The 21,613-nt window shown below is 71.0% G+C and carries 20 protein-coding genes; 6 read left to right on the top strand and 14 right to left on the bottom strand.

Going from position 1 to position 21,613, the window contains the following annotated elements:
* Positions 1-46 precede the first annotated feature (46 nt).
* From OG607_RS23770 to OG607_RS23760, 3 genes are read left to right on the top strand one after another with little or no spacing between them, the layout of a single operon-like run.
* A complete protein-coding gene (locus tag OG607_RS23770) occupies positions 47-271 on the top strand; it encodes a cold-shock protein (RefSeq protein ID WP_405726920.1) in 225 nt (74 codons plus the stop codon).
* On the top strand, positions 268-1,086 hold the full coding sequence (locus OG607_RS23765) for a class I SAM-dependent methyltransferase (protein ID WP_405726917.1): 819 nt from the start codon (positions 268-270) through the stop codon (positions 1,084-1,086). The genes OG607_RS23770 and OG607_RS23765 overlap by 4 nt, the downstream gene beginning before the upstream one ends.
* A gap of 53 nt (positions 1,087-1,139) precedes the next feature.
* On the top strand, positions 1,140-2,948 hold the full coding sequence (locus OG607_RS23760; protein WP_405726914.1) for a prolyl oligopeptidase family serine peptidase: 1,809 nt from the start codon (positions 1,140-1,142) through the stop codon (positions 2,946-2,948).
* Here OG607_RS23760 and OG607_RS23755 read toward each other — a convergent pair.
* The 8 genes from OG607_RS23755 to OG607_RS23720 form a co-directional block, all read right to left on the bottom strand.
* Positions 2,904-3,746, bottom strand: a complete 843-nt coding sequence (locus OG607_RS23755) for an SURF1 family protein (protein ID WP_405726911.1) — start codon at positions 3,744-3,746, stop codon at positions 2,904-2,906. The two genes, OG607_RS23760 and OG607_RS23755, sit on opposite strands and share 45 nt — an antisense overlap.
* 62 nt (positions 3,747-3,808) lie before the next feature.
* Positions 3,809-4,894: a hypothetical protein gene (locus OG607_RS23750; RefSeq protein ID WP_405726908.1), complete on the bottom strand. Its 1,086-nt coding sequence runs from the start codon at positions 4,892-4,894 to the stop codon at positions 3,809-3,811.
* Entirely contained in the window at positions 4,891-5,466 is a 576-nt protein-coding gene (locus tag OG607_RS23745; protein WP_329322115.1) for a SigE family RNA polymerase sigma factor, read from the bottom strand. Before OG607_RS23745 ends, OG607_RS23750 begins: the two co-directional genes overlap by 4 nt.
* A 409-nt stretch (positions 5,467-5,875) precedes the next feature.
* Positions 5,876-7,147, bottom strand: coding sequence for an aspartate kinase (locus OG607_RS23740; protein WP_329316005.1), 1,272 nt, complete (start codon positions 7,145-7,147; stop codon positions 5,876-5,878).
* 328 nt (positions 7,148-7,475) lie between these two features.
* Positions 7,476-8,123 (bottom strand): DUF5063 domain-containing protein, encoded by a 648-nt coding sequence (locus tag OG607_RS23735; protein ID WP_329316003.1) that lies wholly within the window; start codon positions 8,121-8,123, stop codon positions 7,476-7,478.
* Entirely contained in the window at positions 8,116-8,715 is a 600-nt protein-coding gene (gene recR / locus OG607_RS23730; protein ID WP_405726904.1) for a recombination mediator RecR, read from the bottom strand. Before recR ends, OG607_RS23735 begins: the two co-directional genes overlap by 8 nt.
* Before the next feature lie 31 nt (positions 8,716-8,746).
* On the bottom strand, positions 8,747-9,082 hold the full coding sequence (locus OG607_RS23725; protein ID WP_405726901.1) for a YbaB/EbfC family nucleoid-associated protein: 336 nt from the start codon (positions 9,080-9,082) through the stop codon (positions 8,747-8,749).
* A gap of 239 nt (positions 9,083-9,321) precedes the next feature.
* The gene (locus OG607_RS23720; protein ID WP_405726898.1) at positions 9,322-11,358 is read right to left on the bottom strand and encodes a DNA polymerase III subunit gamma and tau; all 2,037 of its coding nucleotides are present in this window, start codon (positions 11,356-11,358) and stop codon (positions 9,322-9,324) included.
* 272 nt (positions 11,359-11,630) lie between these two features.
* On the opposite strand from OG607_RS23720, the gene OG607_RS23715 reads away from it, so the two are divergent.
* A complete protein-coding gene (locus OG607_RS23715; protein WP_405726895.1) occupies positions 11,631-12,248 on the top strand; it encodes a hypothetical protein in 618 nt (205 codons plus the stop codon).
* On the opposite strand, the gene OG607_RS23710 is transcribed toward OG607_RS23715, so the two are convergent.
* The 4 genes from OG607_RS23710 to OG607_RS23695 all read right to left on the bottom strand — a co-directional run bounded on the left by OG607_RS23710 (position 12,238) and on the right by OG607_RS23695 (position 15,106).
* Positions 12,238-12,831 carry an HhH-GPD-type base excision DNA repair protein gene (locus tag OG607_RS23710; RefSeq protein WP_405726892.1) on the bottom strand — a complete coding sequence of 198 codons (594 nt, stop codon included), beginning with the start codon at positions 12,829-12,831 and terminating at the stop codon, positions 12,238-12,240. The two genes, OG607_RS23715 and OG607_RS23710, sit on opposite strands and share 11 nt — an antisense overlap.
* An 80-nt stretch (positions 12,832-12,911) precedes the next feature.
* Entirely contained in the window at positions 12,912-13,049 is a 138-nt protein-coding gene (locus OG607_RS23705) for a hypothetical protein (RefSeq protein ID WP_329315992.1), read from the bottom strand.
* A gap of 171 nt (positions 13,050-13,220) precedes the next feature.
* Positions 13,221-14,480 carry an FAD-binding protein gene (locus OG607_RS23700; RefSeq protein WP_405726888.1) on the bottom strand — a complete coding sequence of 420 codons (1,260 nt, stop codon included), beginning with the start codon at positions 14,478-14,480 and terminating at the stop codon, positions 13,221-13,223.
* Between the two features lie 20 nt (positions 14,481-14,500).
* Positions 14,501-15,106: a helix-turn-helix domain-containing protein gene (locus OG607_RS23695; RefSeq protein ID WP_405726885.1), complete on the bottom strand. Its 606-nt coding sequence runs from the start codon at positions 15,104-15,106 to the stop codon at positions 14,501-14,503.
* Positions 15,107-15,203: 97 nt separating this feature from the next.
* Between OG607_RS23695 and OG607_RS23690 the strand changes: the two genes are divergently transcribed.
* Positions 15,204-16,292 (top strand): isopenicillin N synthase family dioxygenase, encoded by a 1,089-nt coding sequence (locus OG607_RS23690; protein ID WP_405726882.1) that lies wholly within the window; start codon positions 15,204-15,206, stop codon positions 16,290-16,292.
* Here the strand turns inward: OG607_RS23690 and OG607_RS23685 are convergent.
* Together OG607_RS23685 and OG607_RS23680 are read right to left on the bottom strand one after the other, a co-directional pair.
* The gene (locus tag OG607_RS23685; protein ID WP_405726879.1) at positions 16,273-16,749 is read right to left on the bottom strand and encodes a hypothetical protein; all 477 of its coding nucleotides are present in this window, start codon (positions 16,747-16,749) and stop codon (positions 16,273-16,275) included. The two genes, OG607_RS23690 and OG607_RS23685, sit on opposite strands and share 20 nt — an antisense overlap.
* A gap of 108 nt (positions 16,750-16,857) precedes the next feature.
* Positions 16,858-18,942 (bottom strand): putative Ig domain-containing protein, encoded by a 2,085-nt coding sequence (locus OG607_RS23680; protein ID WP_405726876.1) that lies wholly within the window; start codon positions 18,940-18,942, stop codon positions 16,858-16,860.
* A 415-nt stretch (positions 18,943-19,357) separates the two neighbouring features.
* On the opposite strand from OG607_RS23680, the gene OG607_RS23675 reads away from it, so the two are divergent.
* Positions 19,358-21,595, top strand: a complete 2,238-nt coding sequence (locus OG607_RS23675; RefSeq protein ID WP_405726873.1) for a germacradienol/geosmin synthase — start codon at positions 19,358-19,360, stop codon at positions 21,593-21,595.
* The last annotated feature ends 18 nt before the right edge of the window (positions 21,596-21,613 follow it).

The raw sequence follows: 21,613 nt of genomic DNA, 5'->3' as shown, positions 1-21,613 counted from the left end.
GGCCGTCCTCGCTGGTCAGGGGCAGGGCCGGGGCTAGGGTCGGGGCATGACATTTGCGACGGTCCGTGAATGGAACGACGAGGAGGGCTGGGGGGTGCTCGATTCCCGGGAGACGCCCGGGGGCTGTTTCGCGCACTTCAGCGACATCGAGGGGCTGGAGGGCTTCCGCAGCCCGGCGGCGGGGCAGCGGGTGGAGCTGGAGTGGGAGGCGCCGGGATTCAAGCAGGACGGATACGACTTCCGGGCCGTGCGGGTGGTGGTGCTGCCGTGACGACGGCTTTCGACGAGAGCGAGCGGAGGATCTGGGCGGGCCGCGCGGAGGCGTACGCGGGCGGGTTCGCCAGGTTGTGCGCGTACACGGTGCCGGCGGTGCTGGACGCCGTGCGGGTGGCCGCCGGGGACCGGGTGCTGGATGTGGGGACCGGGCCCGGGTCGGTGGCGGCGCAGGCCTGGGCGCGGGGGGCGAGGGTCGTGGCGGTGGACGCGGACCCGGGGATGGCGGAGATGGCGGGGCGGGCCGTGCCGGAGGCGGAGGTGCGGGTGGGGGCGCTGCCGGAACTGCCCTTCGGGGACGGGGAGTTCGATGCGGTGGTGGGGAATTTCGTGCTGAACCACGTCGGGCGGCCGGTGGCGGCGCTGCGGGAGCTGCGGCGGGTGACGCGGCCCGGCGGGCGGGTCGCCGTGACGATCTGGCCGGTGCCGGCGGAGGCCGGGCAGGCGCTGCTCGGACGGGCGGTGGCGGCGGCCGGGGTCGGGCGGCCCGAAGGGTTCCCGCCGCTGGCGGCTGAGGACGACTTCCCGCGTACGCAGGAGGGGCTGGCGGGGCTGCTGCGCACAGCGGGGCTGGCGGAGGCGGCCTGCGAGCGGGTCTCGTGGGTGCATCGGGCCGACCCGGAGGAATGGTGGGCCGGACCGGCGGCGGGGGTGGCGTTCATCGGGCAGACGGTGGTGAGCCAGGGGCCGGCGAAGACGGCGGAGATCCGGCGGCACTACGACCGGCTGAGGGCGGAGTTCACCGGCCCGGACGGGATGCTCGCGCTGCCGCACGCGGCGCTGCTCGCCACGGGCGTTGCTGCTTCGGCCTAGGGCCTGTCCGGATCGGGTCTCCGGCCGCGCTCGCGATCGGGTTTGATGGAGGGATGAGCAGCAGCGAAGCCAGCAGCAGCATGCCGGATTGGGAGAAGCGCTTTCGGGCGCCGCGCGTGGGACTGCCCGAGTGGGCGGAGGACGCGCCGCAGCGCAGCCTCTTCGTGTCGAACACGACGGGGACGTTCGAGCTGTACGCCTGGGACCGGGGGACCGGGGCGCAGAGGCAGGTGACGGACCGGCCGAACGGGACGTCGGACGGGACGCTGTCGCCGGACGGGGAGTGGGTGTGGTGGTTCCGGGACACGGACGGGGACGAGTTCGGGGTCTGGGTGCGGCAGCCGTTCGGCGGGGGTCCGGACGAGGAGGCTACGCCGGGGCTGGAGGCCTCGTACCCGGCGGGGCTGGCGCTGGGGAAGGACGGGACGGCGGTGGTCGGCCGGTCGACGGATGAGGACGGGACGACGATCCATGTGGTGCGGCCCGGGGGCGCGGAGCCGGTGGCGCCGGTGGAGATCTACCGGCATGCGGAGTCGGGCGGGGTCGGTGACCTGTCGGAGGACGGGACGCTGATCGTCGTCGAGCACACCGAGCACGGCGACGCGATGCACTCCTCGCTGCGCGTGGTCCGGCTGGACGGCTCGACGGTGGCGGAGCTGGACGACACCCGGGGCGGGCAGGAGGAGCTGGGGCTGGAGTGCCTGGGCTTCGCGCCGGTGGCGGGTGACACGCGGCTGCTGGTGGCGCACCAGCGGCGCGGGCGCTGGGAGCCGATGGTGTGGGACGTGGCGACGGGCGAGGAGACGGCGCTCGCGATCGAGCTGCCGGGGGATGTCGCGGCGGAGTGGTATCCGGACGGCTCCGCGCTGCTCGTCGTGCACTCCTACCAGGCGCGCAGCGAGATCTTCCGCTACGAACTGGCGACCGGCGCCCTCAGCCGGCTTGAGACCCCCGCCGGGTCGGTGTCCGGGGCCACGGCCCGGCCCGACGGGACCGTCGAGTTCCTGTGGTCCTCGGCGGCCGAGCCCTCCGAGGTGCGGTCCACGACCGGTGCGACCGTCCTCGAAGCCCCGGGCTTCCGGGCACCCTCGTCCCTCCCCGTCGAGGACGTCTGGGTCGAGGGGCCCGGCGGCCGGGTGCACGCGCTCGTACAGAAGCCGCTGAACACCGAGGGTCCGTTCCCGACCGTCTTCGAGATCCACGGCGGCCCCACGTGGCACGACTCGGACGCCTTCGCGGCCGGCCCGGCCGCCTGGCTGGACCACGGCTTCGCGGTCGTACGGGTCAACTACCGCGGCTCGACCGGCTACGGCCGCGAGTGGACGGACGCGCTCAAGCACCGCGTCGGCCTCATCGAGCTGGAGGACATCGCCGCCGTCCGCGAGTGGGCCGTCGGATCGGGCCTGGCCGACCCGGCGAAGCTGGTGCTGTCCGGCGGCTCCTGGGGCGGCTTCCTCACCCTCCTCGGCCTCGGTACCCAGCCCGACGCCTGGTCGCTCGGGCTCGCCGCCGTGCCGGTCGCGGACTATGTCGCGGCCTACGACGACGAGATGGAGCCGCTGAAGGCGCTGGACCGTACGCTCTTCGGCGGTTCCCCGCAGGACGTGCCCGACCGGTACGAGGCCTCGTCCCCGATCACCTACGTCGGGCAGGTCAAGGCCCCGGTCTACATCAGCGCGGGGATGAACGACCCGCGCTGCCCGATCCGGCAGATCGACAACTACGTCGAGCGGCTGGAGGGCCTGGGCAAGACGCACGAGGTCTACCGCTACGACGCGGGGCACGGCTCGCTCGTCGTGGAGGAGCGGATCAAGCAGCTACGACTTGAGCTCGACTTCGCGCTGCGGCACCTGGGCGGCTGACTCGGGGGCGGCTGACTCGGTCGGCAGGCCCAGCGCGGCGTCGCGCTGGGCCTCCGCCTCGCGGCGGAAGAGCCGGAACCACATGAAGACGACGAAGCCGGCGAAGACGAACCACTCGCCGGTGTAGCCGAGGTTCTGGAAGGCCTTGAGGTCGAGGCCGGTGCCCGGGGCGACGGTCGCGGGGACGGCTTTGAGGGGGGCGGCCACGGCTTCGGACTGGGTGATCCAGGCGCTGTAGACGTCGTACGGCAGCAGGTTGACCAGCGAGGCGGCGCTGATCATGCCGAGCTGGCCCTCGGGGAGGCCGCCGCTGGAGATGGCGCCGTCGGTCGAGGTGGTCTCGGGGGCCTGGAGGGCGCCGGTGACGGTGACCTGGCCGGCGGGGGCTGCGGGGACGGCCGCTGCGGAGGCCTTGCCGGGGAGCCAGCCGCGGACCACCGGAAGCGCGGTGCCGTCGGCGACGCGCAACGGGGTGAGGACGTAGAAGCCGGTGCGGCCGTCCAGGGTGCGGTCGGGGACCAGTAGCTGGCGGGCGGTGTCGTAGCGGCCGGTGGCGGTGACGGCGCGACCCGAGGAGACCGTGGTGACCTGGGACTTCGCGTTCGGCAGCAGCTTGGCGAGGGCCACCGGCCGGGCGGCGGCCGCGGCCTTGGTGTCCTTCTCGGCCGTGCGGTGGGTCTCGACCCGGCTCTCGAAGCGGCTGAGCTGCCAGCTGCCCATGAAGACGCAGAAGACGCAGGCCAGCACCACGAACAGATGGCCGGCGAGCCAGCGCGGGGTCAGCAGGAACCGGTACACCCCTCCACGTTACGTGGCACGGCCCGCCCCGCCGGACCCGGCCCCTGGACAGGGCTGGGCCCCTACGTCACCAGAAGCGCGCCCGTCTTGTAGACGGTGCCCGCGCAGGCGTCGCTGACGGTGGTGCTGACGGCCGGTCCGCCCGCTTCGGGGGTGTGGGTGAGCAGGATGCTCCCCGAGTCGTCGGAGGTGGAGGAGACGGTGGACGCCGTGGTCGTGCCGTCGGTCGTCGAGCCGCTGGAGCTGGTGTCGCTCGCGGTGGGCGTGGGCGTGGGCGTCGGCGTGCTGGTGGCCTCGCAGCCGGTGGTGCCGCTGGCGGGCACCCAGGTGAACTCCACCTGGTAGCTCTGCCCGACGGTGAGGATCAGCGGATTCGACACCGTGTCGGGCAGCCCGGTGCCGTCGCCCGCGGTGTGGTCGACGACCGAGATCCGTGAGGCGTCCGCGCTGCCCTGCGCGGTGGCGGTGACGGCGGCGGAGTCGGCGTTGACGGTGCAGGGACCGGCGGAGATGTTGGAGACCCGGAAGTAACCGCTGACCGAGCCGCTGGAGCCCGCGGTGCCGGTGACGGCCGTCGTGTTGCCCAGGTCCGCCGACGTACACAGCGGGGCGGTGGCGGCCAGGGTGTCGGAGGGGTTGGCGGTGCTGGAGGAGGCCGAGCTGGGCGAGGTGCCCGACGGCTTCCTGGGCTTGCCGTCGCTGTCCTTCTTGCCGCCCCCGGACGGAAGCGCGGATTCGCTCCCGCCGTTGTCCGTCCCGCCGCTGGTGCCGCCCGTGTCGTGGGCGCTGGAGGCGTTGGCCGGGTTCGGGTTCTCCGCGTCGGCGGTGCCCGCCACGTGCAGCACGGCCGGGACTGCGACGAGGGCCAGCAGGCAGGCGGCCGCGGTGCCGACCAGCAGCTGCCGGCGGTGCGTCCGGCGGGCCGGGACGGCACGGCGCAGGTGCTGCAGCGCGTCCTGGCGGGGCTCGATGTCGTGCACGGCGTCATGCAGGAGCCGGCGCAGCGCCAGCTCCTCGGGGCTCAGCTCCTCGTCGATGCGCAGGACGGAGTCGCCGGGCCCAGTGACTCCGTCCAGTTCCGATTCGAGCTTGGGGGAAGGGTTGTGGGTCTTCGGATCCATGTCACGGGGGAAGTCAGGGTTGGTCATGCCGGGGCCTCCATTGCGACGCGGAGCGCCGCGAGACCGCGCGAGCCGTACGCCTTGACCGAGCCCAGGGAGATCCCCAGGGTTTCGGCGACCTGAGCCTCGGTCATGTCGGCAAAATAGCGCAGCACGAGGACCTCGCGCTGCCGCCGCTGCAGCTTGCGCATGGCGGCCTTCAGCTGGTCGCGTTCGAGGATCTCGTACGCGCCCTCCTCGGCGCTGGCCATGTCGGGCATCGGCTTGGACAGCAGGCGCAGGCCGAGAATGCGGCGGCGCAGGGCGGAGCGGGAGAGGTTGACCACCGTCTGCCTGAGGTAGGCGAGGGTCTTCTCCGGCTCGCGCACGCGGTTGCGCGCCGAGTGGACGCGGATGAACGCCTCCTGGACGACGTCCTCGCAGGAGGCGGTGTCGTCGAGCAGCAGGGCGGCGAGCCCGAGGAGGGAGCGGTAGTGCGCCCGGTAGGTCTCGGTGAGGTGGTCGACCGTGGTTCCGGCTGTACTGGCCGACATCGTTGCGTCAGGGTCCCCCGTGTCGGAAGGCATCTTCGTGACCGGCCAGGGCGCGATCACCGGCATACCACCTGCCGTGCGGGCAGGCCGCTGCGCACGGGGGCGCACAGGCGCGACGCCGACACCGGCCGCGACCGCGCCGCCGCTGAACGACACCGCTTCGATACCGAGTGTCCCGAGTGCCCCAAACGCTTCTGCCACGACTGTTGGACACGCCGCCCCCCGTCAGGGTTGTACGCCCCGGGCACCGTTTTTGACGGTGTGGCATCTATCACCATGCGTACCAACTCTTCCCCAATACACCTTTTACCTGGCGCCCCTTCGCGCCGGCGTAGTGCGCTGACACAAAGACGCTCCCTGCGCCTCGCCGGTTCCGGCTGCGCAGGGAGCGAAATTGTCTGACGATTACACCTTTACTGACAAGCGGTCCAGACCAGCGATTTGATCACATCGCTGACCAGGGTGATCTGTGTGATCAGCGGCCCGTGCCGCCGTAGACCACGGCCTCGTCGTTGTCGCTGTCCAGGCCGAACGCCGAATGCACCGCCTGCACGGCCTCCTTGACGTCGTCGGCGCGCGTCACGACCGAGATGCGGATCTCGGAGGTCGAGATCAGCTCGATGTTGACGCCCGCGTTCGACAGCGCCTCGAAGAACTGCGCCGTGACACCCGGGTTGGTCTTCATGCCCGCGCCGACGAGCGAGATCTTGGCGATCTGGTCGTCGTAGCGCAGCGACTCGTACGCGATGAGGGTCTGGGCCTTCTTCAGCGCGTCCAGCGCCTTGGGGCCCTCGTCCTTGGGGAGGGTGAACGAGATGTCGGTCAGACCGGTGGCCGCGGCCGACACGTTCTGCACGATCATGTCGATGTTGATCTCCGCGTCCGCGATCGCGCGGAAGATCACGGCGGCCTCGCCCGGCTTGTCGGGCACCCCGACGACGGTGACCTTGGCCTCGGACAGGTCGTGTGCGACCCCGGAGATGATCGCGTGCTCCACGTTCTGGTCCTCTCGCGGCTCGTTGCTGACCCAGGTGCCCTTCAGGCCGGAGAACGACGACCGGACATGGATCGGGATGTTGTATCGGCGGGCGTACTCCACGCAGCGGTGCAGCAGTACCTTCGAGCCGGAGCTGGCCAGCTCCAGCATGTCCTCGGAGGAGATCCACTCGATCTTCCGGGCCTTCTTCACCACCCGCGGGTCGGCGGTGAACACGCCGTCCACGTCGGTGTAGATCTCGCACACCTCGGCGTGCAGCGCCGCGGCCAGCGCCACAGCCGTGGTGTCGGAGCCGCCCCGGCCGAGGGTGGTGATGTCCTTGCTGTGCTGGCTGACGCCCTGGAAGCCGGCCACGATCGCGATGTTGCCCTGGTCGAGCGCGGTGCGGATACGGCCCGGCGTGACATCGATGATGCGTGCTTTGTTGTGGACCGAGTCGGTGATGACACCTGCCTGGCTACCGGTGAACGACTGGGCCTCGTGGCCCAGGGTTTTGATCGCCATCGCCAGCAGGGCCATGGAGATCCGCTCTCCGGCGGTCAGCAGCATGTCGAACTCGCGGCCGCCGGGAATCGGCGACACCTGCTCGGCGAGGTCGATCAGCTCGTCCGTCGTGTCGCCCATCGCCGAAACCACGACGACCACCTGGTGGCCGCTCTTCTTGGCATCGACAATTCGCTTGGCGACCCGCTTGATGCCCTCGGCATCAGCGACGGAGGAGCCTCCGTACTTCTGCACGACAAGGCCCACGTGCGCTCCTCAAGGTCTGTACTGCGGTCGGCCCAGTCTAACGAGCAGGCCGGAAACGCCGCCGCAATACCAGATGCCGAGACGGCTGGGGCCTGTCCGGCGGATCTCCGTGGGGGAAGGAGCGGGGTCTGGTGCCTGCGATCGCAAGGCGCCGGAGCGCCCGCAGGGTGGTTTCCTGTGGGCGTTTCGGCAACGCCGCGAGCTCCCCCAGCCCCTGGGGGCTGGGAGGTGCCCCCAGGTGCCAGGGCACGCGACGCCACGGCCGCGCCGCGCCAGCGGCTGAAGGAGAACAGCCGCCGGACAGGCCCTACCATTCAGTGAGTCCGGCTCAGTGACCCTGACGCAGCCCCAGGGGGCCCGCGATCTCCTCCGCCATCACCTTGCCGGCCTCCTCGGCGAGCTTGTCCTCGTCGCCGCTGTTGTCGTCCGTGTCGAGCCCGTCGAGCGCGTCCAGCGGGCTGTCGAGGCGTACGTGGGCGACCAGGGACTGCAGTGCGCGGAGCGAAGCGGAGGCGGTGGGGCCCCAGTTGGACAGGTACGAGAACTGCCACCACCACAGGGCCTCGGTGACCCGGCCGTCCCGGAAGTGGGCCAGGCCGTGCGCCAGGTCGGTGACGACATCCGCCAGGTCGTCGGAGATGCGGCACGCGACCGGCGTGGAGCGGGGGACGTACGGGTCGAAGACCTCGGAATAGACATCGATGGGCTCCAGCAGGACCGCGAGGCGCTCGCGCAGCTCGTCGGCGTCCGGCTCGGGACCGATGTCGGGCTCGTAGCGCTCGTCCGGGAGGATGTCCTCGTGCGCGCCCAGACGGCCGCCGGCCAGCAGGAGCTGGGAGACCTCCAGCAGGAGGTACGGCACGGCGCTGTCGGGATCGTCGCCCTTGGCGACCTCTCGGACCGAGAGGATGAAGCTCTCGATCTGGTCGGAGATCTGGACAGCGAAGTCGTTGGGGTCCAGCGCGTTGTCAGACATCAAGGAGTCGCCTTCCCTCAAAAGCTCGGCCGAGCGTGACCTCGTCCGCGTATTCCAAGTCCCCGCCCACCGGCAGGCCGCTGGCGAGACGGGTGACCTTCAGCCCCATGGGCTTGATCATGCGGGCGAGGTACGTCGCTGTGGCCTCGCCCTCCAGATTCGGGTCGGTGGCCAGGATGAGCTCGGTGACGGTGCCGTCGGCGAGCCGGGCCAGGAGTTCTCGTATGCGCAGGTCGTCGGGGCCGATGCCCTCGATGGGGCTGATGGCGCCGCCGAGGACGTGGTAGCGGCCGCGGAACTCGCGGGTGCGCTCTACGGCGACGACGTCCTTGGACTCCTCGACGACACAGATGACGGAGGGGTCCCGGCGGGGATCGCGGCAGACGCGGCACTGCTCGGACTCGGCGACGTTGCCGCAGACGGTGCAGAAGCGGACCTTGGCCTTGACCTCGGCGAGGGCGTGGGCGAGCCGGCGGACGTCGGCGGGGTCGGCCTGGAGGATGTGGAAGGCGATGCGCTGGGCGCTCTTGGGACCCACGCCGGGCAGCCTGCCCAGTTCGTCGATGAGGTCCTGAACCACGCCTTCGTACACGGTCTGCTACCTGCGCCTTCTGGCTTGCTCTCTAGAACGGCAGGCCGGGCATGCCGCCCAGGCCCTGGGCGAGCGGACCGAGCTTCTGTTGCTGCAGCTCCTGCGCGCTCGCGTTGGCATTGTGCACGGCGGCGACGACCAGGTCGGCCAGCGTCTCCATGTCCTCAGGATCGACCGCCTTCGGGTCGATGACCAGCCCCAGGAGCTCACCGGCCCCGGTCACCGTCGCCGTCACGAGGCCGCCGCCCGCACTGCCCTCGACCTCGGTCTCGGCCAGCTCCTGCTGGGCCGCGGCGAGGTCCTGCTGCATCCTCTGGGCCTGCTGGAGCAGTTGCTGCATGTTGGGCTGGCCACCACCGGGGATCACGGTCTCGCTCCTGCCGTACGACGAGGTGTTTGTGCGGGTAGGGCGAGCCTACGGGTTCTCCGACCGGTACGCCCTACGCCCCAGGTAGGAGAAGGCGAGTGTTTTCCCGGCTGTTTCCGGCCGGCTAGGCCCTGTCCGGGCGATCAGGGGCGGATAGGCCGCGGCGTCTGGCGCCCGCCGCGCCAGCGGCTGATGTCACTGTGGCGTCGCGGACCCGGCCATGATCGCCCGGACAGGGCCTAGTCGTTCGAAATCTCTTCGATCACGGTCGCGCCCAGCTCGCGCACAAAGAGGTCGTGTCCGCTCAGCGCGGTGTCGTCGAGATCCGGATCGTCGTCCTCCGGGATGTCGTCCTCGATCGGCGGCGGCTCCGGGGTGTGGTCCCGCACAGGCGGCGGCGCGGCCCGCTGCGGCGCGGGCGCCGGGGACGGGGGCGGCGTGTACTGGGGCTGAGGCTGCGGCTGGGCATGGGCCTGCGGCTGCGGCTGGGGCTGGTACTGCTGTACGGGGGCCTGCCGCGCCGGGGCGCCGCCGCCTCCGCCGCCGCCTCCGGACGGGTCGACGACGGACTCGATGCGCCACTGCACGCCCAGCGTGTCGCTGATCGCCTGCTTGAGGACGTCCTCGCTGCCGCCGCCGACGAAGCTGTCGCGGGCCCCCGGGTTCGCGAAGCCGACCTGGAGTGTGGTGCCGTCGAAGCCCACGACCTGGGCGTTCTGGCTGAGCAGTATCCAGGTGAACCGGCGGCGGTTCTTCACCGCCTCCAGGATCTGCGGCCACATCTGGCGGACCTGGGAGGGGTCGCCGCCGACGGCTGCCGAGGGGGCGGGAGCCGCCGGGACGGGGGCGGCCGCCGCCGGGGCGGGCGCGGGTGCGGGTGCCGATGCGGCGGGGGCGGGGGCGGCCGTGGGCCAGGCCCCGGGGCGCTGGGCGGGGGCGGAGGCAGGGGCCGCGGCGGGGGCGGCGGTCGGCCAGGCGCCGGGGCGCTGGGCGGGAGCGGGCTCGGGGGCGGGCGCGAGAGCAGGAGCGGCCACCGGGGGCGGCGGCGGGGCCGCCTGGGTCGGCGGGGCCACTGGCGCCGGGGCCGGGGCCGGGACCGCGAAGGCGGCCGCCGCCTGCACGGGCTGGCGCTCCAGCCGGTCCAGGCGGGCCTGGACCGAACGCTCGTCGTCGTACGCGGCGGGAAGAAGCACGCGCGCGCAGATCAGCTCCAGCTGGAGCCGGGGCGCGGTCGCCCCCCGCATCTCGGTGAGCCCGGTGTTGACCAGGTCGGCGGCGCGGCTCAGCTCGGCGGCGCCGAAGACCGAGGCCTGGGCGTGCATGCGCTCGACGACATCCGCCGGGGCGTCGATGAGCCCCTTCTCCAGCGCGTCCGGCACCGCGGCCAGGATCACCAGGTCCCGCAGCCGCTCCAGCAGGTCGGCCACGAAGCGCCGGGGGTCGTTGCCGCCCTCGATCACCCGGTCGACGACCTCGAAGGCCGCCGCCCCGTCGCCCGCCGCGAAGGCGTCGACCACGTCGTCCAGCAGGGCGGCATCCGTATAGCCGAGCAGCGAGGTGGCCATGGCATACGTGACGCCGTCCTCGCCCGCCCCCGCGAGCAGCTGGTCCATGACCGACATCGAGTCACGCACGGACCCGGCCCCGGCCCGTACGACCAGCGGATAGACCACCGGCTCGACCGGGATCGCCTCGCGCTCGCAGACCTCGGCCAGGTAGTCGCGCAGGGTGCCCGGCGGGACGAGCCGGAAGGGGTAGTGGTGGGTACGGGAGCGGATGGTCCCGATGACCTTCTCGGGCTCGGTCGTGGCGAAGATGAACTTCAGGTGCTCCGGCGGCTCCTCGACCACCTTCAGCAGGGCGTTGAAGCCCGCCGAGGTGACCATGTGCGCCTCGTCGATGATGTAGATCTTGTACCGGCTGCCCGCCGGGCCGAAGAAGGCCTTCTCCCGCAGGTCACGGGCATCGTCCACACCACCGTGCGAGGCGGCGTCGATCTCGATGACGTCGATCGACCCCGGCCCGTTGCGCGCCAGGTCCTGGCAGGACTGGCACTCCCCGCAGGGGGTCGGCGTCGGCCCCTTCTCGCAGTTCAGGCAGCGGGCCAGGATGCGGGCGCTCGTCGTCTTGCCGCAGCCGCGCGGACCGCTGAACAGGTACGCGTGATTGACCCGGTTGTTCCGCAGCGCCTGCTGCAGCGGGTCAGTGACGTGCTCCTGTCCGATGACCTCGGCGAAGGACTCGGGACGGTAGCGGCGGTACAGAGCGAGGGACACGCCTACGACGATATCGGGCCGCACCGACAGTCCGGGCCATGTGCGTCCGGGGGACCGCACGGTCCGCCTGGTCAGGGCACGGCAAACATCCCGCCAAGCCTCCACCAGCTCGCCCCCTGGGCAGGCCACGGGCCGTCCGCGCGCTGCAAGACTTGCCGGCTGCCATCCGTTTCCGACGGCCCCGGGGCCAGTGAGGCAGCAGTGAGCATGGGGGACAGCGGTTTCTCACAGAGCCGGACTCCCTGACGGCGTACGGCCGAGGAGGCATTCGGATGACGGACGTCTTCGCGTCCCAGCGCTACGGGGGCGAGTCGTACGCGGCGGCCGTAACTCCCCTGCTCGGCCAGGACGAGCGGCTGATCGCGGTGGTCAAGGTCGACCTTTGCGGCCTGATCCGGGGTGATGTGCCCCGCCGGCACCGGTCGCCCGAGCCTGCGAGGTCGGCCGGGGAGAGGGTCATGGATGTTCTGTTTCTTCCCGTGACCTTGACAGTGGCCGCCCTGGAGTTGCTGGACGCCGCCTGGACAGCCCTGAGGCGCGCCCTCGTCGCACCGCTGCGCGGGCGGCCTTTGCAGGGCGGGTGGCGCAGCCAGGCGGGCCGGTTCGTCGTCAGCGTACGGACGCTGCCATCCCGTACTGGCCGCAGCACTTCCTACGACAACGAGCACGCGCTGCTGGCCTTCACCACCCACCGGGTACTGATCGTCCACCCCCACGACACCGAGACGCCGTATCTCGGCGAGTTCCCGCGCGAGCAGCTGCGCGGGGTGCGGATCCGGCACTGGACCTTCTCCAGCCGGGTGGACCTCACGTTCGCCGACGGCTCGCTGGTCGCGGTGGAGGCGCGCAAGCCCGAGGCGGAGGCGCTGGAGCGCATCGTCACTTCTTAGCGGCGGCCGCCGCCTTCGCCGCCGCCTTCATCTCCTGCTTGTGCGCGCGCACCTTGTCCAGCGACTCCGGTCCCGTGATGTCCGCGACCGAGCGGTACGAGCCCTCCTCGCCGTACGCGCCCGCGGCCTCGCGCCAGCCGTCGGGGCGGACACCGATGCGCTTGCCGAGGAGGGAGAGGAAGATGCGGGCCTTCTGCTCGCCGTAGCCGGGCAGCGCCTTGAGGCGGTCCAGCAGCTCCTTGCCGGTGGCGGCGTCGCGCCAGACGGCCTCGGCGTCGCCGTCGTAGTGCTCGACGAGGTACTGGCAGAGCTGCTGCACGCGCTTGGCCATGGAGCCCGGGTAGCGGTGGACGGCGGGCTTGGCGGCGAGGAGGGCAGCAAAGGCGTCGGGGTCGTACGAGGCGATCTCATGGGCGTCGAGGTCGTCGCGGCCGAGGCGGGTGGCGATGGTGCGCGGGCCGGAAAAGGCCCATTCCATGGGGACCTGCTGATCGAGAAGCATGCCGACCAGAAGGGCCAGCGGGCTGCGGCCGAGCAGTTCGTCGGCCTCCGGCTGCTGTGCGAGCCGAAGCGTGGTTTCCATGAATCGCATGGTACGCAGCCGGTGCGGAAAATGCCCGAGGGGCCGTGACGGAATTCGTCACGGCCCCTTCGGTGGTGGGCTCAGCTGTTGCCGACCGGGCGGCGCGCGGGCTTGGTGGCCGGCTTCCGCGAGGGCTTGCGGGACGGCTTGTGGTCCGGCTTGAAGTCGGGCTTGCGGGAGGGCTTGGCGGCAAGCGGGGTGATCTTACGAAGGCTCATGTCTGTCTCTTTTCCAGATGGCGAACAATTGCGGGTGGTTTATCGCTGTTGTTTCCGTGTTGCTCTTTGCGATGTCTCCACTATGGCAACGCCGTCTGGGAGATCCCTTATCCGAAGATGGGAGCGGCATGGGGATTCCGGATCATTCCATGAGAAGCCGCACTCATCTTCCTACACGTCCGCCGGGAAGTACCCGTCGATCAGCTCGTTCCGGAATGTGCCCAGGGGGTCGGTCCGCAGCAGCAGCTCGCGGAAGCGCTCCCCGTGCTCGTACGAGGCCCGTACCGCGGCCGGGTCCATGGAGGAGAGCTTGCCCCAGTGCGGCCTGACACCGAACGGGGCGAGGGCCTGTTCGATGCGCAGGAGCACGGGGGCGACGGCGGCCGGGTCGGCGATCCAGGTGAAGTGGAAGGCGACGGAGTCACGACCGTGGGTGGGGCTGAGCCAGGCGGTGTCGGCGGCGATGGTGCGGATCTCGCTCACCTGCAGGACCGGGGAGAGCAGCGGCCCGAGAGCGCGCAGCGCCCGGACCGCCCGGGCGGCGTCGGCGCGGCCGACGAAGTACTCGGACTGCAGCTCGTTGCCGACGCTGGGCATGAACCCGGCTCGGAAGTGCGGCAGGCGCTCGTCCCAGGGGCCGGGAACGCCCAGCTGCTCGGTGGCGTTGGCGACGGGCATGCCTTCGATGGGATGGCTCGGCGCGTCGGCGGGGCGGGCGCCGGTCCAGGCCAGGTCGGGGAGCGGGTCGGCGGGGCGGCGCTTGGTGAACACCCGCAGCGGGGCGTCGTCCCAGTGGGTGAAGGCGCTGACGCTGTACGCGGCCGAGAAGACCCGCTCGAACTGCTCCTGCCCGGTCAGCGCGGACCAGGGCAGGCCGAGGAACACGTACTGCTCGATCTCGTACCCGGGCAGCAGGTCGAGGGTGAGCGCCGTGATGATCCCCAGCGCGCCCAGCGAGGTCACCGCGCCCTCGAATCCCTCCTCGCCGCGTGCGAGCACGAGCTGCGAGCCGTCGGCCGTCACCAGCTCCACCGCGCTGACGGCCGCGGCCAGCGTGCCGATGCCGTCCCCCGAGCCGTGGGTGCCGGTCGCGAAGGCACCGGCGACCGAGAAGTGCGGGGTGGACGGCAGGTTGGCCAGGGCCAGGTCGTGCCGCCGCAGCTCCGCGCACAGCTCGGCGAGGCGCACGCCGCCGCCGACCCGGACGGTGCGGCGGGCGGTGTCGGCCTCCACGAGGCGCGGCATCCGGTCCAGGCTGACCAGGACGCCGGTGGTGTCGGCGATCCGGTTGAAGGAGTGGCCCGCGCCCAGCGCGCGTACGCGATCGCTGGACGCGACGATGTCCTGGAGCTCCGCCGGCGAGGCGGGGCTCAGGAGTTTTTGCGCGGCGAACTCGACATTGCCGGCCCAGTTCGTCAGTTCCGCAGCCATGAGGCCTCTTTCAGCTTGTTTCAGCTTGTAGTCGGGTGGGCGACGACCAGGAGCAGGTGGACCGGGCGGTCGTCGACCAGGAGCCAGCGGTGGCGGATGCCGGAGGGGTGGGCGATGAAGTCGCGGGGGCCGAGCCGCCAGGTGCCCTCGCCCTCGACCTCGATGTCGATGGCGCCGGAGACGAGATAGACCGCGAGCTCGCCTTCGAGCCGGAACCACTCCTGGATGTACTGGCCGGGCTCGATGACGTACTCGACGACTTCGAGTTTTTTGTCGGGGTCCATGACGAGCGTGCGGCCGAGGGCGGCGTCGTCACGGCTGCTGACCGGCAGCATCCGGCCCTCGCCCGCCGGGACGAAGGTGACGGGGGACCTGCGCTCCAGGGGCGGCAGCAGCGCCCCGGGCAGGACGTTGAGCGCTTCGGCGAGGCGGTACGTCGTGGCCATGGACGGGGCGCTCAGACCGCGTTCGATCTGGCTGAGGAACGCCTGGCTCATACCGGCGGCCGCCGCGAGCTGTCGCGTCGACTGCCCGGCCTTCTCGCGCAGGCTGCGGATCTCCGCCCCCACGCGGGCGGCCAGAAGCTTCTCGGCGAGCTTCTCGGCCGGATCTGCGTCTCGCGTCATTTAACCCATCCGCAACGAAGAGTGATCGCTGAAGACACTCAAGAGCACCCAAATTGAGTAGTCTGAGCAATCATACGATGTACGAACAGGACCAACCATGACATCCGCCGAAACCGTCAACGGCATCCTGACCATACCCACCATCGACATCACCCCCTTCGTCGAGGACCACGGCGACGGGGAAGCACGCGCGGAAGCCCGCGCGGCGATCGCCCGCGCGGTCGACGAGGCGGCCCGGACGGTGGGATTCCTGCAGATCACCGGGCACGGCATCCCCGACGCCGTCAGGGACGCGTTCACCGCGGCCACCGACGCCTTCTTCGCCCTCGGACCGGAGGCCAAGCGGGCGTACATCTGCCCGCCGCCGATCAACCGCGGCTACAGCCCGCCCAAGTCGGAGGCCCTGGCCACCAGCCTCGGCATCACCACGGCCGCCGACCTCTTCGAGGCGTTCAACGTGGGCACCACGGCCGCCGAATACCCGGGACTGGACCTGCCCGCCGAGGAGTACGCGGCCAACGTCCACCCCGCCGAAGTGCCGTCCTTCGAGGCCGCCGTCGGCGCGTGGTTCGCCGAGGCGGGCCGCGTCGCCCGCACGATGACGCGGGTGTTCGCCCTCGCGCTCGGCCTGCCCGAGGACTACTTCGGCCGGTACACCGACCACTCGATCGACGTCCTGCGCATGAACAACTACCGCCTCCCGTCGGTGGACGCGCCCCTGGAACCGGACCAGGCGGGCATGGGCGCCCACACCGACTACGGCATCGTCACCGTGCTGTGGGCGGACCAGGTGCCCGGCCTGGAGATCCTGGGCTCAGACGGGCGATGGCACCCCGTACAGCCCGCGGACGGCGCGCTGCTGGTCAACCTCGGGGACGCGCTGGCCCGTTGGACCAACGACCAGTGGATCTCCACGATGCACCGGGTCGCCCCGCCCCGGGTCGGCGGCGAGCTGGTGCCGCGCCGCTCGGCCGCGTACTTCCACGACGGCAACGCCGACGCCGTCATCGAGTGCCTCGACGTCTGCACGGGCCCGTCCCGGCCGCCCCGGTACGAGCCGGTCACCGTCGGCGCCCACCTCGCCGCGAAACTGGCCGGCTCCCGGGCCCGCGTCCCCAATCCGCACGCCGCCCGCGAGGCGGCCCGGCTGACCGCGGCGCCACTGGCTACGACACCACCACGGTGACCATCCAGGTCATCAGCGCCTTGCACTGCATCTGCCCCGGCTTGGCCTTGGCGCACATCGGCCGGGACGAGGTCAGCGTCACCTTGCCGTCGGACGAGGCGCGGTAGGCGGACACCCTGTCGCCGACCGGGGCGCCGATACCGGCGTTCACCGGGGTGAGGGCGCCGCCGGAGGCCTCGACGGCCGCCCAGGGCTTGTCGGCGGTGCCGTCGAGGGTGAGGCGGATCTGGCCGCCCTTGGTGACGCAGACCGTGCTGTTGTTGTCGGCGGCGGTGAGGGCCGTCTCCGCCTTGCAGCCTGCCTTCGTGGCCGAGCTCGACGGGCTCGACGGGGAGGGAGACGGTGACGCGGCCACGCTGCCGGCCCCGGCGGTGCCGGTCTGCGTACCGCAGCCGGTGACCAGGAGCAGAGCGGACCCGGCGACGGCCAGGGCGATATGGGGGGATATTCGACGCATGTGATGGCCTCCTTTCCGCTTTGACGTGTCACACCCGCATCAGGATCCACATGAGAGGACCCCGGCAGTCGTGAGACTGCCGGGGTCCCTTGCGAGCGATGTGCCGGGTCAGCTCGTGGTGACCGCCGTGTCGTCGAGGACGAAGCTGGTCTGGAGCGAGGAGTCCTCGACACCGCTGAACTTCAGGGTGACGGTCGTCCCGGCGAAGGCCGAGAGGCTGAAGGACTTCGCGACGTACCCGCTGGCCGCGTTGAGGTTGGAGTAGGTGGCCAGGGTGGTGGATCCGGCGGTGACCGTCAGCTTGTCGTACGCGGTGCTGGTGGTGGTCTCCGCCGTGTCGACGTGCAGGTAGAAGGTGAAGGTGGTGCCCGTGCAGCCGCTCGGGATCGTCACCGACTGCGAGACCGTGTCGGTGTGCGTCGATCCGTAGCCGTCGAGCCAGGCCTTGTACGAACCGGTGCGGGCGGCCTCACTGGTGGAGCTGGTGATGACGCCGCTGGAGGCGGTCCAGGTGGTGTTGCCCGACTCGAAGCCCGGGTTGCCCAGCAGCTGGGCGGAGGTGCAGGAGCCGCTGCCCGAGGAGCTGACGGTCCAGGTGAAGGAGGCCGAGCCGGTGGCGCCGGTGCTGTCGGTGGCCGTGACGGTGGTGCTGTAGGTGCCCGCCGTGCTCGCGGTGCCGGTGATCTTGCCGGTCGAGGAGCTGATCGACAGACCGGTGGGCAGGCTGCTGGCGCTGTACGTGAGGGTGGCGCTCGCGCTGTCGGTCGCCGAGATCTGGAGGCTGACGGAGCTGCCGGTGACGGTGGACTGGCTGCCCGGGTTGGTGACGGTCACCGTGTTGCCGGTGCTGGTGCCCGACGCGAAGGCGGTGGTGCCGTTGGGGGTGCCCCAGCCGGTCGGGCCGTCGTAGCCGGTGCCGGCGGTGCAGAAGTACGAGGTGGAGCAGGAGCCGTTGTTGCCGCTGGTCACGTCGTACAGGTTGGAGGTGTGGGAGTAGGGGTACTTCGCCGGGTAGTCGCTGGTGCCCGGGGTGCCGGCGAGCGCGTAGACACCCGCGATGATCGGCGAGGACGCGCTGGTGCCGCCGTAGACGGCCCAGCCGGAGCCTCCGTAGGTGTCGTAGACGGCGACGCCGGTGGCCGGGTCGGCGACGGCGGAGACGTCGGCCTCCATGCGCTTGGTGCAGCCGGTGTCGGTCTGCCAGCTGGGCTTGGCGTCGTAGGCCGAGCAGCCGGAGCCGGTGCCCTCGGTGCTGCTGGTCTTCCAGACGGACTCGGTCCAGCCACGGGTGTTGGAGGAGGTGCTCAGCGCGGTGCCGCCGACGGCGGTCACGTACTGGGAGGTGGCCGGGTACTCGGCGCCGTAGGCGGAGTCACCGGAGGAGACGGTGATGGCGACACCGGGGTGCTTGAAGTACGAGGTGTCCTCGCTGGTCTGGGAGGAGGACTCGTCACCGCCCCAGCTGTTGGAGACGAACTTCGCGCCCAGCGCGACGGCCTCGTTCTCGGCGGCGCCGAGGTCGGCGTCGGTGGCCGAGTTGGCCTCGACCAGGATGATGCTGCAGTTCGGGCAGACCGCGCTGACCATGTCGATGTCGAGCGCTTCCTCGCCCGCCCACCCGGTGTCGTTGGTCGGCAGCGAGGTGGTGGAGCCGGTCTGGCTGACCTGCTTGAAGCAGCCGCTGGCCTTGGTGCACGCCGACAGGCTGAACTGCGAGCGGTAGACCGCCAGGTCGGCGGCCGCGTTGGGGTCGTTGTACGCGTCCACGACGGCCACGGTCATGCCGGAACCGCCGGTGGAGGGCAGGTTGTAGGCGCTGTGCAGGTTGGCCGGGCTGATGCCGGACACCGTGGCGTCGGCCGCGTTCGGGGATATCGCGGCGGCGAGCTTCTGCTTGATGTCGGTACGCCGCTGTGCGAAACAGGCCGCGTGACCGGGGGACGGCGTGCCGCACAGGTGCTCGGTCGGCACCTTCTGGCCGGCCTTGCCCGTGGAGTGAACGGCCTGCGCCGCGGGGGCGGTCAGGGCCTTGGCGTTGTGGGCGGCGACGGCGGCGCGGCTGGTGCTCGCGGCGCTGACGGCGTCCGGCGCCGCCTGCGCACCGGCGGCCGGTGCGGCCATGAAGCCGGCCACGGTGAGGGCGAGGGCGGGCAGGGCCGCGGTGAGCAGTCTTCGGGCGCGCGAATCAAGCATGCGCATGACGGTGTTGCCTCCATCGGTTGAGGCCGGCACTGCGAGGGCCGGGTTCTGGCCGTACGCGGTGCCACAGCCGGAAGTGGGGGTTTCTCGGCGCCGGACGGCACGAACACGGCCTGCGCACGCGGATAACGCGCGTAGAACTTCATGCCCATGACATCCGTGAACCTCCTGTGATCCCGCTGTGGGCAGCACGAGAGGATGGCCAGAACCTAGCGGGGCGCAGTGGGTCCGGAACATGCGCGGCCGAAGATCTTTGCCTGTCCGTGGACTGGATTTACCGCCCCGTGGGCAGAGGTTGGCCCGATGCAGGGCCTATCCGACCAAGATCCGCCGGACAGGCCCTGGTGTGCTTGTATGACCATTCCGCCATCCGGATAGCCGTGGACGGCCGTGGGTAGTGCTGTGGGCTGTGGACCAGCCTTTTGAACTCCCGGACTTCTACACACCGTATCCCGCGCGACTCAACCCCCATCTGGAGGAGGCGCGCAGACACTCCAAACAGTGGGCCCGCGACCTGGGCATGCTGGAGGGCTCCGGCGTCTGGGACGAACACGACCTGGACGCCCACGACTACGCGCTGCTCTGCTCCTACACCCACCCCGACTGCCCGTCGGAGGTGCTCTCGCTCGTCACCGACTGGTACGTGTGGGTCTTCTTCTTCGACGACCATTTCCTGGAGCTCTTCAAGCGCTCCCTGGACCGCGAGGGCGGCAAGAGCTACCTCGACCGGCTGCCCGCCTTCATGCCCATGGACCTGGACGACGGGTTCCCCGAGCCCACCAACCCCGTCGAGGCGGGCCTGGCGGACCTGTGGGCGCGCACCGTGCCCGCCATGTCCATGGACTGGCGGCGGCGGTTCGCCGAGAACACCGAGGCGTTGCTCAACGAGTCCCTCTGGGAACTCGCCAACATGGACGCGCACCGGATCGCCAACCCGGTCGAGTACATCGAGATGCGCCGCAAGGTCGGCGGCGCCCCCTGGTCCGCCGGTCTCGTCGAGTACGCCGCCGGGGCCGAGGTCCCTGAGGTCATCGCGGAGTCCAGGCCCATGCGGGTGCTGCGGGACGCCTTCGCGGACGCGATCCACCTGCGCAACGACCTCTTCTCGTACCAGCGGGAGGTCGAGGACGAGGGCGAGAACAGCAACGGCGTCCTGGTGCTGGAGACCTTCCTCGGCTGTTCGACCCAGGAGGCCGCCGAGGCGGTCAACGACCTGCTCACCTCGCGCCTGCAGCAGTTCGAGCACACCGCCCTCACCGAACTCCCCCCGCTGTTCCTGGAAAAGGGCATCGACCCGCTCCAGGCCGCCACCGTGCTCGCGTACATCAAGGGACTGCAGGACTGGCAGTCCGGCGGCCACGAGTGGCACATGCGCAGCAGCCGCTACATGAACGGCGGCGGGACGGCCGCCTCGGCCGGGCCCGTGTGGTCGCCGTTCGCCCTGCCCGGTCTCATCGGCGGCGCCGACGGCGTCAGCGGCTCGGCGGGGAATCTGAAGCTCACCACGGGCCGGGCGGAGGCAGCGCGGGCGCGGGGCTTCACGCATGTGCGCTTCGAGAAGGTCGGGCCCTCGCTACTGCCCGACTTCTACATGCCGTTCCCGGCCGGCCGCAGCCCCCACCTGGAGGCCGCCCGCCGCAATCTCGTCGACTGGTCGCACCGCGTCGGCATCCTCGAGGAGGGCGTCTGGGACGAGCGCGCGCTCCTGGACTACGACCTCCCCCTGTGCTCCGCCGGCCTCGACCCCGACGCCACCCCCGACGAACTCGACCTCTCCGCCGCCTGGCTGGCCTGGGGAACCTACGCCGACGACTACTACCCCGCCGTCTTCGGCCCCACCCGCGACCTCCCCGCCGCCAGGCTCACCAACGACCGCCTCGCCGAGTTCATGCCGCTCGACGCCTCCACCTTCCCCCTCGTCCCCCTGACCGGGATGGAGCGCGCCCTCGCCGACCTCTGGGTCCGCACGGCCACACCCATGGACCCGGCGTCACGGGCCGTGTTCCGCAAGGCCGTCACCGACATGACCGACTCCTGGCTCTGGGAGATGGTCAACGAGGCGCAGAACCGTATCCCCGACCCCGTCGACTACATCGAGATGCGCCGCAAGACCTTCGGCTCCGACCTGACCATGGCGCTGGCCCGCATCGGCCACGGCGACTGCGTCCCGCCCGAGGTCTACGCCAGCGGCCCCATGAAGTCCCTGGAGAACGCGGCCCAGGACTACGGCATGCTCATCAACGACGTCTTCTCGTACCAGAAGGAGATCGAGTTCTCGGGTGAGTTCCACAACCTCATCCGCGTCGTCCAGAACTTCTTCGACGTCGACTACCCGATCGGCCTCGCCATCGTCCACGACCTGATGACCGGGCGCATGAAGCAGTTCGAGCACGTCGTGGCCAATGAACTGCCTGTTCTTTACGACGACTTCGAGCTCGGGGAGGACGCTCGGCGGGTCCTCGACGGATATGTGCAGGAGCTGCGGGACTGGATGTCCGGGATTCTGGTCTGGCATCAGGACTGCCGCAGGTATGGGGAGGCGGATGTGATCCGCCACCACGCTCCGGCGCCGGAGCCGGTCATCTTGACGATCCCCGGCCCGACCGGCCTGGGTACGTCCGCTGCGCGGCTGTTCGCGACGCGGTAGCCCTTGAACGCCCTTCGG

It is taken from the genome of Streptomyces sp. NBC_01537, assembly GCF_045040445.1.
Lineage (GTDB): Bacteria > Actinomycetota > Actinomycetes > Streptomycetales > Streptomycetaceae > Actinacidiphila.
The sequence above is the reverse complement of the archived record's forward strand: the minus strand, read 5'-3'. Positions and strand labels throughout refer to the sequence as shown.

Excerpts from the sequence above, each read along its gene's own strand:
- OG607_RS23700 (WP_405726888.1), bottom strand. The coding sequence starts at position 14,480 with ATGGCTGCGGAACTGACGAACTGGGCCGGCAATGTCGAGTTCGCCGCG.
- OG607_RS23715 (WP_405726895.1), top strand. The coding sequence starts at position 11,631 with ATGACGGACGTCTTCGCGTCCCAGCGCTACGGGGGCGAGTCGTACGCG.
- OG607_RS23745 (WP_329322115.1), bottom strand. The coding sequence starts at position 5,466 with ATGCCGGTGATCGCGCCCTGGCCGGTCACGAAGATGCCTTCCGACACG.
- OG607_RS23750 (WP_405726908.1), bottom strand. The coding sequence starts at position 4,894 with ATGACCAACCCTGACTTCCCCCGTGACATGGATCCGAAGACCCACAAC.
- OG607_RS23760 (WP_405726914.1), top strand. The coding sequence starts at position 1,140 with ATGAGCAGCAGCGAAGCCAGCAGCAGCATGCCGGATTGGGAGAAGCGC.
- OG607_RS23705 (WP_329315992.1), bottom strand. The coding sequence starts at position 13,049 with ATGAGCCTTCGTAAGATCACCCCGCTTGCCGCCAAGCCCTCCCGCAAG.
- OG607_RS23680 (WP_405726876.1), bottom strand. The coding sequence starts at position 18,942 with ATGCTTGATTCGCGCGCCCGAAGACTGCTCACCGCGGCCCTGCCCGCC.
- OG607_RS23685 (WP_405726879.1), bottom strand. The coding sequence starts at position 16,749 with ATGCGTCGAATATCCCCCCATATCGCCCTGGCCGTCGCCGGGTCCGCT.
- OG607_RS23695 (WP_405726885.1), bottom strand. The coding sequence starts at position 15,106 with ATGACGCGAGACGCAGATCCGGCCGAGAAGCTCGCCGAGAAGCTTCTG.
- OG607_RS23710 (WP_405726892.1), bottom strand. The coding sequence starts at position 12,831 with ATGGAAACCACGCTTCGGCTCGCACAGCAGCCGGAGGCCGACGAACTG.
- OG607_RS23735 (WP_329316003.1), bottom strand. The coding sequence starts at position 8,123 with ATGTCTGACAACGCGCTGGACCCCAACGACTTCGCTGTCCAGATCTCC.
- OG607_RS23770 (WP_405726920.1), top strand. The coding sequence starts at position 47 with ATGACATTTGCGACGGTCCGTGAATGGAACGACGAGGAGGGCTGGGGG.
- OG607_RS23690 (WP_405726882.1), top strand. The coding sequence starts at position 15,204 with ATGACATCCGCCGAAACCGTCAACGGCATCCTGACCATACCCACCATC.